General features: G+C 62.3%; 12 protein-coding genes and 1 tRNA gene. 8 read left to right on the top strand and 5 right to left on the bottom strand.

Going from position 1 to position 13,399, the window contains the following annotated elements:
* The first annotated feature begins 89 nt into the window (after positions 1–89).
* Positions 90–1,610 (top strand): peptidoglycan DD-metalloendopeptidase family protein, encoded by a 1,521-nt coding sequence (locus tag AC1D0N_RS21925; protein ID WP_477247559.1) that lies wholly within the window; start codon positions 90–92, stop codon positions 1,608–1,610.
* Positions 1,611–1,758: 148 nt separating this feature from the next.
* Here the strand turns inward: AC1D0N_RS21925 and AC1D0N_RS21920 are convergent, their stop codons facing one another.
* Entirely contained in the window at positions 1,759–2,634 is an 876-nt protein-coding gene (locus tag AC1D0N_RS21920) for an ATP-binding protein (protein ID WP_477247558.1), read from the bottom strand.
* Positions 2,635–2,908: 274 nt separating this feature from the next.
* Between AC1D0N_RS21920 and yajC the strand changes: the two genes are divergently transcribed.
* Genes yajC through AC1D0N_RS21900 form a run of 4 tightly spaced genes read left to right on the top strand, consistent with a single transcriptional unit; the run spans position 2,909 to position 7,118 of the window.
* On the top strand, positions 2,909–3,259 hold the full coding sequence (gene yajC, locus AC1D0N_RS21915) for a preprotein translocase subunit YajC (RefSeq protein ID WP_477247557.1): 351 nt from the start codon (positions 2,909–2,911) through the stop codon (positions 3,257–3,259).
* Between the two features lie 52 nt (positions 3,260–3,311).
* Complete coding sequence (gene secDF / locus AC1D0N_RS21910) at positions 3,312–5,864, top strand: protein translocase subunit SecDF (RefSeq protein WP_477247555.1); 2,553 nt, start codon at positions 3,312–3,314, stop codon at positions 5,862–5,864.
* A gap of 14 nt (positions 5,865–5,878) precedes the next feature.
* Positions 5,879–6,268 carry an Mth938-like domain-containing protein gene (locus AC1D0N_RS21905; RefSeq protein ID WP_477247554.1) on the top strand — a complete coding sequence of 130 codons (390 nt, stop codon included), beginning with the start codon at positions 5,879–5,881 and terminating at the stop codon, positions 6,266–6,268.
* A 1-nt stretch (position 6,269) separates the two neighbouring features.
* Entirely contained in the window at positions 6,270–7,118 is an 849-nt protein-coding gene (locus AC1D0N_RS21900; protein ID WP_477247552.1) for a phytoene/squalene synthase family protein, read from the top strand.
* Positions 7,119–7,168: 50 nt separating this feature from the next.
* Here AC1D0N_RS21900 and trmFO read toward each other — a convergent pair whose 3' ends face one another.
* The 3 genes from trmFO to AC1D0N_RS21885 form a co-directional block, all read right to left on the bottom strand.
* Positions 7,169–8,587 carry a methylenetetrahydrofolate--tRNA-(uracil(54)-C(5))-methyltransferase (FADH(2)-oxidizing) TrmFO gene (gene trmFO, locus AC1D0N_RS21895; RefSeq protein WP_477247550.1) on the bottom strand — a complete coding sequence of 473 codons (1,419 nt, stop codon included), beginning with the start codon at positions 8,585–8,587 and terminating at the stop codon, positions 7,169–7,171.
* Between the two features lie 407 nt (positions 8,588–8,994).
* Complete coding sequence (locus AC1D0N_RS21890) at positions 8,995–9,135, bottom strand: DUF1127 domain-containing protein (RefSeq protein WP_477247548.1); 141 nt, start codon at positions 9,133–9,135, stop codon at positions 8,995–8,997.
* 46 nt (positions 9,136–9,181) lie between these two features.
* A complete protein-coding gene (locus AC1D0N_RS21885) occupies positions 9,182–9,322 on the bottom strand; it encodes a DUF1127 domain-containing protein (RefSeq protein WP_477247546.1) in 141 nt (46 codons plus the stop codon).
* Positions 9,323–9,559: 237 nt separating this feature from the next.
* On the opposite strand from AC1D0N_RS21885, the gene AC1D0N_RS21880 reads away from it, so the two are divergent.
* Entirely contained in the window at positions 9,560–10,672 is a 1,113-nt protein-coding gene (locus AC1D0N_RS21880; protein WP_477247544.1) for a DUF2157 domain-containing protein, read from the top strand.
* Positions 10,669–11,253 carry a GDYXXLXY domain-containing protein gene (locus AC1D0N_RS21875; protein WP_477247542.1) on the top strand — a complete coding sequence of 195 codons (585 nt, stop codon included), beginning with the start codon at positions 10,669–10,671 and terminating at the stop codon, positions 11,251–11,253. The genes AC1D0N_RS21880 and AC1D0N_RS21875 overlap by 4 nt, the downstream gene beginning before the upstream one ends.
* Before the next feature lie 222 nt (positions 11,254–11,475).
* Here the strand turns inward: AC1D0N_RS21875 and AC1D0N_RS21870 are convergent.
* Positions 11,476–11,558, bottom strand: a tRNA-Leu gene (locus tag AC1D0N_RS21870).
* A 340-nt stretch (positions 11,559–11,898) separates the two neighbouring features.
* On the opposite strand from AC1D0N_RS21870, the gene tig reads away from it, so the two are divergent.
* Positions 11,899–13,371, top strand: a complete 1,473-nt coding sequence (gene tig, locus AC1D0N_RS21865; protein WP_477247540.1) for a trigger factor — start codon at positions 11,899–11,901, stop codon at positions 13,369–13,371.
* Positions 13,372–13,399: the final 28 nt, after the last annotated feature.

Below are 13,399 nucleotides of genomic sequence, written 5' to 3'. Positions count from 1 at the left end.
TGCGTCTGATTCTAAGGGGTTAACCGACCAGTAACATTAACGCGCTTTAATCATGCCTAGTTTGTACCAGGTATGTGCGGGTTAGTGCGATGCAATTCAGTGTTTTGAAGGCAAACGGGCGTAATCTGGCGCGTGGCTGCGCCGTCCTCATGGTCGCAGGCGCCGCAGCAGGGTGCAGCTCCCAGGTCGCGCGGTTCAACGGTGTCGACGACGTCTTCACCTCCTCAACCAACAATCAGCGCGCCATCATCGACAAGCAGGATGCCGCCCAGCCCTATCCGGGCGATGTCGCGGCTGCGCCGGTCGATGGCAGCCACAACCAGTCGGTCAGCCGTTCCAGCCTGGAACCGGTTACAGTTCAGCAACTGCCGCCTGTCGCCCAGTCGCAGCCGGCAATGGCGCCTGCCGCCAATCCGGTCCGCACTGCCACCGCTCCGGCCTTGGCGCCCAGGCATCTCGACAAGACCGCGACCGGCACCATCGCTCCGGCGGCAAAGCCGTTCAAGAACGCGCAGCCCGATGCGCCGAAAATGGCGACGACGGCAGGAACGCCGCATGCTACCGAGATCATTGTCAAGGACGGCGAGACCATTAACGGCATAGCGCACCGCTATCACGTGCCGTCGGATGTCATCATGAAGGTCAACGGCTTAAGCGCCACCAAGGGGCTGAAGACCGGCCAGAAGCTGGTCATCCCGGCCTATGCCTATTCGAGCAAGGACCCGGCTTCGGCACCAAAGACTGCCGACGCCAAGCCTGCAAATGGCAAGCACGACCAGCCGGCCACTGCGCCGGACAAGGTGGCCGTGCTGCCGCAGCAGCCAAAGGTCAAGGACGGCAAAGCCGTCGCACAGGTGGATGCGTCCGCGGCAAAGCCGAAGGATGGCAAGCCCGCAGCACAGATGGCTTCGGCCGCGCCCAAGGCAGGAGCCGGTACCTATACGGTTCAGTCGGGTGACACGCTCTCGGCCATCGCCAGGAAGACAGGCGTCAGCACCGTTGCGCTGAAGCAGGCGAACGGCATGCAGGACGGACTGCTCAAGATCGGCCAGACGCTGAAGGTTCCGGCCGGCGGTACCGCGACGGTTGCCAGCGCCAAGCCGGCCAAAGTTGACCCGGTGACGACGGCCACCACCCAGCCGGCGGCCAAACCGACGGAAACGCTCGCCTCCTACACGCCGCCAAAGAAGGACTCCAAGGTTATCCAGCAGGCTGAGGACGACGATGCGGTGGCACCTGACGCCACTGGCATCGGCAAGATGCGCTGGCCGGTGCGCGGCCGCGTGATCTCCAATTTTGGCGGCGGCAAGGACGGCGTCGATATCGCCGTGCCGGAGGGAACGCCGGTGAAGGCGGCCGAGAACGGCGTCGTCATCTATGCCGGCGACGGTCTCAAGGAATTCGGCAACACCGTGCTGGTGCGCCATGAAAACGGGCTGGTCACCGTCTACGGCCACACCAGTTCGATCGAGGTGCAGCGCGGCCAGAAGGTCAAGCGCGGCCAGGAGATCGCGCTGTCCGGCATGAGCGGCACCACCGACTCGCCGAAACTGCACTTCGAAGTGCGCAAGAACTCGGCCCCGGTCGACCCGTCTGGCTATCTCGAATAGAAGAAAAAAAGCATTTGCAGGCCGTCTGACCTCCAGTCCGGCCCGCCGGCTCAGCCCGCTCCGCTAGGAGCGGGCTTTTTCAGTGGTTTTGTTTCGACCATGATCCTATCCGAAAACCGGCTTCCACTTTTCTGGATCGTGGTCTGGCTCAGTTGTTGAGCGGCTTGCCGAGCCGTCCCGCCAGATCCTGGGTGAACTGCCAGGCGACGCGGCCGGAGCGGCTGCCGCGCGTCGTTGCCCATTCCAGCGCGTCGGCGCGCAACGTTTCGGGGTCGATGGCCAGACCGTGATGGCGGACATAGCCGTCGATCATGTCGAGATACTCATCCTGCGAACATTTGTGGAAGCCGAGCCAGAGGCCGAAACGGTCGGAGAGCGACACCTTTTCCTCGACCGCCTCTGACGGGTTGATGGCGGTCGAACGCTCATTGTCGATCATGTCGCGCGGCAACAGATGGCGCCGGTTCGAAGTGGCATAGAAGATGACATTGGCCGGCCGGCCCTCGACGCCGCCTTCGAGCGCTGCTTTCAGCGATTTGTAGGAGGTGTCGTCATGGTCGAATGACAGATCGTCGCAAAACAGGATGATGCGAAAGGGCGCCGCCTTCAGCAGACCCATCAGCTTGGGCAGCGTGTCGATATCCTCGCGATGGATCTCGATGAGCTTGAGCGGCAGATCGAGTTTCGAAGACGCGTTGATCGCGGCGTGCACTGCCTTGACCAGCGAGGACTTGCCCATGCCGCGCGCGCCCCACAACAAGACGTTGTTGGCGGCATAGCCGGCGGCGAAGCGCTCTGTGTTGTCGACAAGGATGTCGCGGACGCGGTCGACGCCGCGGATCAGGCCAATGTCGACGCGATTGACCTTGAGCACCGGCTCGAGATAGCCGGGATCGGCCTGCCAGACGAAGCAATCGGCTTCGGCAAGGTCGGTTTTCGGCACCGGCGGCGGGGCGAGGCGAGAGACCGCCTCGATCAGGCGATCGAGCTTGTCGTTCAGGGCGTCGATGGTGCTGTCGGTCATTTTTGCGTCTTTGTTTTTGCATTCAGGAGCGTGCGAGGCGGAAATCCGGTCGATGTCGGCGGCGTAAAAACCGGCTCCAACCTTTTGTTTGTGCGTGTTCTTTTCCGGAAACCTGACACCACTGTTCGGGCTAAAGCTCTAACACGGGTCAACCGGTCGGAAAAGCAGCCGATTTGCCGGCTCGCGCAGTTGCATTGGCAACTTTACCGACTATATTCCGGCCAAATTTGGCGGGGCCGCTTTGTGGCCTTTTTTCCGTATTCAGGAGTTCTTGATGTTCGTCACACCGGCATTCGCCCAGGCTGCGGCACCCTCGCTGACCCCGCTCGGCCCGATGTTCGACCTCATCGTGCCGTTTATCCCGATTTTCGCGATCTTGTATTTTCTGATCATCCGGCCGCAGCGCGCGCAATTGAAAAAGCGCGCCGACATGCTGGCGGCGGTTCGCCGTGGCGACACGGTCGTCACCGGCGGTGGCTTTATCGGCAAGGTGACCAAGGTGATCGATGACCATGAGCTCGAAGTCGATCTCGGCGGCGGAACCAAGGTGACGGCGCTGCGCTCGACGATCGTCGATGTGCGGGTCAAGGGCGAGCCGGTCGCGAACCAGAACGCCAAGAAATAACCGAATTGTAGGCGGAACGCAGCCGCTTGTACGCCTGAACGGACGATAGACAATGTTATATTTTTCGCGCTTCAAGATGATCCTGATCTGGGTGGCCGTGGCCATCACAGTGCTTCTCGCGGCGCCCAATCTCTTCCCCGCCAGCACGCTGGCCCAACTGCCCAACTGGGTGCCGAAGCGGCAGATGACGCTCGGTCTCGATCTGCAGGGCGGTTCGCACATCCTGCTCCGGATGGATCCGAACGATCTGATCAAGGACCGGCTGGAGACGACGCGAGACGAAATCCGGACGCTGCTGCGCGATGCCAAGCTCGGCTATACCGGCCTTGCCGGATCGGGCCGGACCGTGCAGGTCCGCATCACCGATCCCGCGCAGGTGGAAGCCGCCAAGACGGCGTTGAAGTCCTTGACCGATCCTGTTGCCGCGGGCCTGTTCAGCGGCGGCTCCATCCAGGAAATGACGCTGGACGACAGCGAGCCCGGCCTGCTCAAATTCACCGTCACCGACGCCGGCATCAAATACCGCACGGCGACGGCGCTGGCGCAGTCGATCGAGGTCGTCGAACGCCGCGTCAACGCGCTGGGCACGACAGAACCGATCGTGCAGCGGCAAGGCGATGACCGTATCCTGGTCCAGGTGCCAGGCCTGCAGGATCCGCAGAAGCTGAAGGACATGCTTGGCACCGTCGCCAAGCTGAACTTCCAGATGGTCGACCCCTCGATGTCGGTGCAGGACGCGCTCAACGGTCGTCCGCCGGCAGGCTCCTCGATCCTTTACTCGCAGGACGATCCGCCGGTTCCCTATCTGATCGAGAACCGCGTCATCGTTTCGGGCGAAAGCCTCGTCGACGCGCAGGCGACATACAATTCCCAGACCAACGAGCCGGTGGTTTCGTTCCGCTTCGACTCCAAAGGCTCGGCGCGCTTCGGCCAGGCGACGTCGCAGAATGTCGGCAAGCTGTTCGCCATCGTGCTCGACGACCAGGTTATTTCGGCGCCGCAGATCCGCGAACCGATCCTCGGCGGCACTGGTCAGATTTCAGGCAGTTTTACCGCCGAGACCGCCAACAACCTCGCCGTGCTGCTGCGCGCCGGCGCGCTGCCGGCCAAGCTGACGGTGATCGAAGAGCGCACGGTTGGTCCGGGCCTTGGTCAGGATTCCATCCATGCCGGCAAGGTTGCCGGCATCATCGGTTCGATCCTCGTCGTCGCCTTCATGTTCGTGGCCTACGGCTTCCTTGGCTTCCTGGCCAACATCGCGCTGGCGGTGCACGTGGCGATGATCGTCGGACTGTTGTCGCTGCTTGGCGCGACACTGACCTTGCCCGGCATTGCCGGTATCGTGCTGACCATCGGCATGGCGGTCGATTCCAACGTTCTGATCTATGAGCGTATTCGCGAGGAGCGGCGAAACGGCCGCTCTGTAATCCAGGCGATCGACACCGGCTTCACCAAGGCGCTGGCGACCATCGTCGATTCCAACATCACCTCGCTGATTGCTACCGTGGTGCTGTTCTATCTCGGCACCGGGCCGGTGAAGGGCTTTGCCATCACCTATGCCATCGGCATCCTGACCACGGTCTTCACCGCCTTCACCTTCACCCGTCTGCTGGTGTCGATCTGGCTGCGCCGGGCGCGTCCGAAGGAGTTGCCGCGGGCGCCGGTCACGTTCATTCCGGCCGGCACGAAGATTCCGTTCATGGGCATTCGACGCTGGACATTCGCACTGTCGAGCGCGCTTTCGATTCTCTCGGTCGTGCTGTTCCTGACCGTCGACATCAACTACGGCATCGACTTCAAGGGCGGCTCGCTGATCGAGGTGCAGGCCAAGACCGGCAATGCCGATCTTGCCGATATCCGCGGCAGGCTGACGGAACTCAACATCGGCGAAGTTCAGGTGCAGCAGTTCGGAGAGCCGAACGACGTGCTTATCCGCGTCGGCACGCAGGACGGCGGCGAGAACGCCGAGCAGACCGTCATCGACAAGGTGCGCGGCGAGTTGCAGGACCAGTACGACTTCCGCCGCGTCGAAGTGGTCGGGCCGACTGTCTCGGGCGAACTGGCCAAGCAAGGCACGATCGCCATGCTGGTCGCGCTGCTCGGCATCCTTGTCTATGTCTGGTTCCGTTTCGAATGGCAGTTTGCGGTCGGCGCCATCGTCGCGACGGTCCACGATGTGGTCATGACGCTCGGCTTCTTCGTCATCACCGGGCTTGAATTCAACCAGTCATCGCTGGCGGCGATCCTGACCATCATCGGCTATTCGCTGAACGACACGATCGTCGTCTATGACCGTGTTCGCGAGGATCTGCGAAAATACAAACGCATGCCGCTGCCGCAATTGTTGAACAACGCCATCAACGAGACGCTGTCGCGAACGACGCTGACCTCGGTGACGACGATCCTGGCGCTGCTGGCGCTGGTGTTGTTCGGCGGCGAGGTGATCCGCTCGTTCACGATGGCGATGCTGTTCGGCGTTGTCTTCGGCACCTATTCGTCGATCTTCATCGCCGCGCCGTTGCTGATCCTGTTCAAGTTGCGGCCACAGGCCACGACGGCTGACGACGAGAAGCCGGTCGGCAACGGCAAAGCCGTGGCGACCTGACGAACGCTGCGCTCGTGGCAAAGGGCATCGTCATTCGCGAGGCGCATTTCCCCGGCCGCGCGCCGATCGAGGCCTACGGCAATGGCGGGTTCCGCTTCGCCGACATGTCGCATCGGGGCTCCCTGCTGTGCCTGCCCTCAGGCATTTACGGCTGGGAGCCGGCCGACCCCTTGGCGCTGACGGCGGCGGATTTCGAAAAGTTGCTGGCCGAGGCCGGCACGGTCGAGATCCTGCTGGTCGGCTGCGGCAAGGATCTCAGGCCGTTACCGGCAGCGCTGCGCGCGGCACTGAAAGCGGCGGGCATTTCATCCGATCCGATGTCGACCGGAGCAGCTGTGCGCACCTATAACGTGCTTTTGGCGGAAGACCGCGCCGTGGCCGCCGCGCTGATCGCCGTCGACTGAAATGGCTGATGCCGGCAAGATCGTCATGGACGCGGTGCGCGCCGCCGACCACGACCGCTATCTCACAGCGCTCTATGCGCCGGCGGCCAGACGCGACGCGCTGTTTTCACTCTATGCCTTCAACGCCGAGATTGCAGGCATTCGCGACCGCATCCACGAGGCGTTGCCGGGCGAGGTGCGGCTGCAATGGTGGCGCGATGTCATCGCCGCCGACGATGATGGCGTTGGCCATCCTGTCGCCGACGCCTTGAAGGCGGCGATTGCTGCCCACCGCCTGCCGAAGCCGGCATTCGACAATATGCTCGAAGCCCGCATCTTCGATCTCTATGACGACCCGATGCCGTCGCGCACCGATCTCGAAGGCTATTGCGGCGAGACGGCAGCCGCCCTCATCCAGTTCGCGGCGATGGTGCTCGACCCCGTCGAGGCGCCGCGCATTGCCGAGCTTGCGGGCAGGGCGGGTTGCGCGCAAGCGATGACCGGCCTGCTGCTTCTGCTGCCGCTGCACCGCAAGCGTGGGCAGTGTTTTGTTCCGGCCGATATTCTGGCGTCAGCGGGATCGTCGCCGGAAGAATTTATTGCCGGCGATGGCGGGCAGGGCGCGAAACGCGCCGTGGCTGCAATGATCGCGCTGGCGCGGGAGCATCTTTCCGCCTTCGAGCGGGGAGCATCCGCCTTGCCGGTCTCGCTGCGCCCGGCATTCCTGCCGCTGACGCTGACGCACGCCTATCTCGGCAAGATGGAAAGCCATTCACCGCTCAACGGCGTGGCGCGGCTTTCGGCGTTGCGCCGGCATTGGCTGTTGTTGCGCCGCGCGTCGCAAGGCTGGTCAGCCAGACGTCAATCGTAGCTGGAATTCTTCAAGCTGTGGCCAGCATCAAGGCTGCGGAGTAGCGAACCTTACTCCGCCGCTTCGGCTGTTTCCGCTTGCGCCGGCAGCCCCAACCATTGCCGGCAATCGGCGCGAGCGCGCGATGTGATGGCGTGCCTTTTGGCAACCGTCTTGTCCTTGCCGCGCATGCGTTTGCCCTCGGTCTTCGGCGCCTCCACCGGTGGGAACAGGCCGAAATTGACGTTCATCGGCTGAAAAGAGCGCTTTCCCGGCTCGTCGTCGGAAACGATGTGGCCGCCGGTGATGTGGTTGAGCAAGGCGCCGAAAGCTGTGGTCAGCGGCGGCAGCGAGGGTGCATGGCCGAGCCGTTCGGCGGCGGCGAAGCGGCCGGCGAGCAGGCCGATGGCAGCGCTTTCGACATAGCCCTCGCAGCCGGTGATCTGGCCGGCGAAGCGCAGGCCGGGCCGCGATTTCAGCTGCAGCGAGGCGTCGAGCAAGGTCGGCGAATTGATATAGGTGTTGCGGTGCAGGCCGCCGAGGCGAGCGAAATCGGCATTTTCGAGCCCCGGAATGGTGCGGAACACGCGCACCTGCTCGGCATGCTTCAGCTTTGTCTGGAAACCGACCATGTTGTAGAGCGTGCCCAGAGCATTGTCCTGGCGCAGCTGCACGACCGCATAGGCCTTGACCGTCGGATTGTGGGCATTGGTCAGCCCCATCGGCTTCATCGGTCCATAGCGCAGCGTCTCGACGCCGCGTTCGGCCATGATCTCGATCGGCAGGCAGCCGTCGAAATAGGGCGTGCCTTCCCATTGTTTGAATTCGGTTTTCTGGCCGTCGACCAAGGCCTGGACGAAGGCAAGATACTGCTCCTTGTCCATGGGGCAGTTGATGTAATCCTTGCCAGTGCCGCCGGGGCCGACCTTGTCGTAGCGAGACTGGAACCAGCAAATGTCCATGTCGATGGTGTCGAAATGGATGATCGGCGCGATGGCGTCGAAGAAGGCGAGCGCATCGGCGCCGGTCGTCTCGGCAATCGACTGGGCGAGCGAAGGCGCGGTCAGTGGGCCGGTGGCGATGATCGCCTGGTCCCAGTCCGCCGGCGGCAGGCCGGGTACTTCTTCGCGCTCAATGGTAATGAGCGGATGCGCCTCGAGCCTTTTGGTCACGGCTTGCGAAAATCCGTCGCGGTCGACGGCGAGTGCGCCGCCGGCCGGCACCTGGTGTGCGTCACCGGCGCTCATGATCAGCGAGCCGGCCAGCCGCATTTCGGCGTGCAACAGGCCGACGGCGTTGTTTTCGGCGTCGTCCGAGCGGAAGGAATTGGAGCACACGAGCTCGGCCAGGCCGTCCGTCTTGTGCGCATCGGTGCCGCGCACCGGGCGCATTTCATGTAGCACGACCGGTACGCCGGCTTCTGCCGCCTGCCAGGCGGCTTCGGATCCGGCGAGGCCGCCGCCGATGATGTGAATGGGATTTTTGCTCATGAGCGCCGGAATAATCGCTTGCAGCGGCGATTGCAATTGCCGTGCGACAGAGCGGTGAGGGGAACGCCTGCCCCTGAAAACAACAACACCCGCCGGGGGAGGAGGTCCGGCGGGTGTCGTTTTTGGGGTCGATCCTCGGGAGGAGGTGAAGATCGACCGTATTCGTCATCGCCGGGGAGGAGGTCGGCTTGACGAAATCTCTTTCGCCTTTTTAGAGGGGGCGAAACCCCTGGAAGACGAGCTACGTTCGCTTTGAAAGACGAACTACGTTCGCTTTGGAAACAGCGCCCGCCGCGGGAGGAGGTGCGGCGGGCGCCGTTTTGGTGGTCAACCCTCGGGAGGAGGTGAAGGCTGACCGTATCCGTCAGGGTCGGGGAGGAGGTCGACCCTGGCGAAATTCCTTAACTTCAGATCGCCTTGCGGGCGACGTGCTTGATCTCGTCGCGGACGATGCCGAGATCATGGAGCTGGCGGTTCGAAAGGCGACCCAGTTCGTTCACGGTGTCGCGGTAGACGCGCCAGTTACGATAGTTGCGGATCAGGTTCATTGTCGTTCTCTCTTAAACTGGTTCGGACCATTTACGGTCCGAAGGATTAGACCGCCTTGCGGGCGACGTAGTGGATGTCGCTGCGGCCGATGCCGAGGTCGTTCAGTTCACGGTTGCTCAGGCGGCTCAGCTCGGAAACGGTTTCCCGGTAGCGGCGCCAGTTGCGGTAGTTGCGGATCAGGTTCATGGTATTTCTCGTTTCGTCTTTCTTTCGGATCATTCCGTCTTTCAGTACGACCTGAAGATAGGTGGGCTAAAAACGATTTAAAAGCGCTATTGGTGCATGGCAGCAATGCAAATTGTGCAATGCAACATTAACGCGCGTTCACGGCTTCGACACAAAGAAACCCGAATCGGAAAATGCCGTCGCGTCAACGGTTTGGCCGGATCGGTTGAAAAAAGACCAGGCTTGGGGGAGATGGGTATGGCGAGCTATTCGTCACGGGTCAGGGCGGATATCGCGCGGTGGCGAGAGGGCGGCCTGATCGACGCTTCGACGGCCGATGCGCTGGCGCGCGACGTCGAAGCAAACGAGCGCAAGTCGCTGAGCTTCGGTTCGATCCTGGCGATGATGGCGGCGCTGTTGTTCGGCGCCGCGATCCTGATTTTCGTCGCCGCCAATTGGGAAGCCATTCCCCGGCTGGCGCGCGTCCTGGCGCTGTTTGCCATCATTCTCGCCGGCTATGTCGGTGGTGCTGTCATGAAAACGCGCGACCATGCAGCGATCGGCGAGGCGCTGTGGATCGTGGCCGCGGCGGCGTTCGGCGGCTCGATCGCGCTGATCGGCCAGATGTATCATTTGTCCGGCGACGAGGCGTCGGCCCTGATCACCTGGGGCGCCGGTACGGCGCTGGCCGCAATCGCGCTACGTTCGAACCCGCTGACCGTCGCTGCCGTCGGCATTGCCGATGCCTGGCTGTTCCTCAAAGGGTTCGACTATTTCCGCAAGACGGAATTTCCGCATTTCTTCGTCGTCATGGCGCTGGTGCTGTTCGCCATCTCGTACTGGACGCGCAGCCAGGCAGCGCGGCATTTGATCATCCTGTCGGTACTCTTCTACCTTGTGCTGTTTGTCATGGACTACGATACGCTGCAGGTCGCCATTCCGCTGGTGGTCGCCTCGGCGCTGCTTTTCGCGGCGGCGACCTTCTTCGCCGAACCCGTCGACAGGATCGTGCAGCTTGGCGGCCGGCTGCCCTTGAACGCCTTGATCGGCTTTCTCACCGGTCTGGCGATGATCCAGTTCGAAGTGGCGGATACCCATAGCAGCGGCTTCGCACTTGCCTCGGTCGTTGCGCTCGCCGGCATTGTCGCCGCCATCATGCTGGGTGGCCGCGAGAGCAGGGGCCTGCGCTGGGTGGCCTATGCCGGCTTCGCCTTCGAACTGGCCATCATCTATGTCGTGATGCTGCAGTCGATGCTCGACACGGCAGGCTTCTTCCTGGCGGCGGCGGTTCTGCTCGGCATCCTTGCGCTGATCATCATCCGCATCGAGAAGCGCATGAAGGCGCCACGCGTTGAGGGAGCGAACGCATGATATCAGGAAAAAAACTCATCATCTCGGCGCTGGTGCTGGCGCTCGTCCAGATCGGCTTTTTGAGCTGGATCATCGCCGGACGGGCGGCGATCCTGCGCAATGGCAAGGAAGTCCTTTTGAAGGTCGAGCCGATCGACCCGCGCGACCTCCTGCGCGGCGACTATATTTTCCTCGGCTATGAGATTTCGGGCATACCGGTGAAGCTGATCGCCAACATTTCGGCCGGCAAATTCTCAACCGACGACACCTCGATCGTGGTCAGGCTGAAAAAGGGCGCTGAGGGCTATTGGCAGCCGACCACCGCCTGGTTCGGGCAAGCGCCGGCGTCGGCCGCACCCGACGAGGTCGATATTGTCGGCCATGTCGCCGAGGGCTGGGACCTGCGCGAGAGCGGCGCGACGATCCGGCCGGACTATGGCATCGAGCGCTTCTATCTTCCGGAAGGCGAGGGGATGGCGATCCAGAACGACATGCGGGTGCGGCCGTTCGGCATCCGCGCCGCCATCGCGGCCGACGGCACCGCGCAGATCAAGGCGCTGATGGACGGCGATCAGACGCTGTTCGAGGAACCGCTCTACTAGACGAATGGATGTCTGTTTGCCGAGCTTTCGACGCTTGTGCCGCCAATCGGCACTGACCGCGTGCTGGGGTCTGAACTGGCGAGGCTGGCAGAGTGGTTTACTGGGCAGGTGTTTGAAGCGTAGGGCGTCGCCGCCAGTCCTCCGACGCCAAGGCTTCGAAGGACACTCCTTCGTCCAACGAGCTTCTGGTGGACTGCCACCCCAAGCTCGAAGAGCGAAGGGTGGTGCGGGTAGAGGGACTCGAACCCCCACGTTTTCACGCCAGAACCTAAATCTGGTGCGTCTACCAATTCCGCCATACCCGCGTGGCCCGGCAATCCCATGTAGCCATCATTCTGTCAATGTCAGGGCCAAAATGGCGGTCGTTCGCTGCAACGCGAAGATGGTTGAAAATTAGCCGCGCCTGTGACAAAAGGCGTGTCAAATGTGACGGGACGCGACGATCCGCTTCTGCTGAATGTGATAAGAAGTAGGAAAAACAAAGACTTATTCACATTTTGGAGCGCAGTTTGGGAGAATTTGAGCCGCTTTTGCGGTCAAATCGCCAGGTTCCGTACCAAAAGCCATTCCCGGCAAGATTATACCGGCAGGCTGTAAACGGCAGGAGCCGTTTTGCAGCCTCATTGGTGAAAAAAAGGTTTTACGATGCAGGTCACCGAAACGCTCAACTCCGGTCTCAAGCGCGAGATCAAGATCACCGTGCCGGCGGGTGACATGGAAGCCAAGCTGATGGCGCGGCTGTCGGACGCCCGCAACAAGGTCCGCATCAACGGCTTCCGTCCCGGCAAGGTGCCGGTGCAGCACCTGCGCAAGGTCTATGGCAAGTCGTTCATGGCCGAAGTGGTCAACGAGATCCTCAACGACTCGACACGTTCGATCATCACCGGGCGCGGCGAAAAGGCCGCCATGCAGCCCGAAGTGATCATGACCGAGGACGAGAAGGAAGCCGAGAAGATCCTGGCCGGCGGCGCCGACTTCGAGTTCAGCATCAATTACGAGATCATCCCGTCGATCGAGATCAAGGATTTCTCCGACATCAAGGTGACACGCCAGGTGTTCGACGTGCCGGATACCGAGATCGACGAGCAGGTTCAGCGCGTTGCCGAATCGGCGCGCAGCTACGAGCCGAAGACCGGCAAGGCCGCCGAAGGCGACCGCGTGTCGATCGACTATGTCGGCAAGATCGATGGCGAAGCCTTCTCGGGCGGCGCCGGTACGGATCAGCCGCTGGTGCTCGGCTCCAAGGAATTCATCCCCGGCTTCGAAGATCAGCTCATCGGCGCCAAGGCCGGCGACGAGAAGCAGGTGACGGTCACCTTCCCGGAAAACTACCAGGCGGCGCATCTGGCCGGCAAGGAAGCCACCTTCGACGTCACCGTCAAGGAAGTGTCCAAGCCCGGCGCGCTGGAGATCAATGACGAGACGGCCAAGAATCTCGGCCTCGAGTCGCTGGAGCGCCTGCGTGAAATCGTGCGTACCCAGATCGAGAACCAGTTCGGTTCGATGACGCGCCAGAAGGTCAAGCGCCAGCTGCTCGACCAGCTCGACGCCTCCTACTCGTTCGAGGCACCGTCGAAGCTCGTCGATGCCGAGTTCAACAACATCTGGACCCAGGTCAATCGCGATCTCGAAGCTGCCGGCCGCAGTTTCGCCGACGAAGAGACGACCGAAGAAGAGGCCCGTGCCGAATATCTGCGGCTTGCCGAGCGCCGCGTGCGCCTCGGCCTGGTTCTCGCCGAAATCGGTGAGAAGGCCGGCGTCACCGTGACGGACGAGGAATTGCAGCGCGGCCTGTTCGAGCAGGTGCGCCGCTACCCGGCCGCCCAGCAGCAGGAAGCCTTTGAGTTCTACCGCAGTAACCCGGAAGCGCTGAACACGCTGCGCGCGCCGATGTTCGAAGAGAAGGTGGTCGACCATCTGCTCGGCCAGATCTCGGTCACCGACGTCAAGGTCAGCAAGGAAGAGCTGATGGCCGACGACGAAGAGACCGAGACCGCCAAGGCAAAGCCGGCGAAGAAAGCCGCTGCCAAGAAGGCTGACGCCAAGCCGGCTGACGACGCGGAAGAGCCCAAGAAGAAGGCCGCGCCGAAGAAAAAGGCCGCCAAGGACGCCGAATAAGCGCCTGACGACAGGATCACAAAAAGGC

The sequence above is a fragment of the Mesorhizobium sp. P2_E10 genome (genome assembly GCF_056404235.1).
This window is presented reverse-complemented; position numbering and strand designations above follow the sequence as displayed.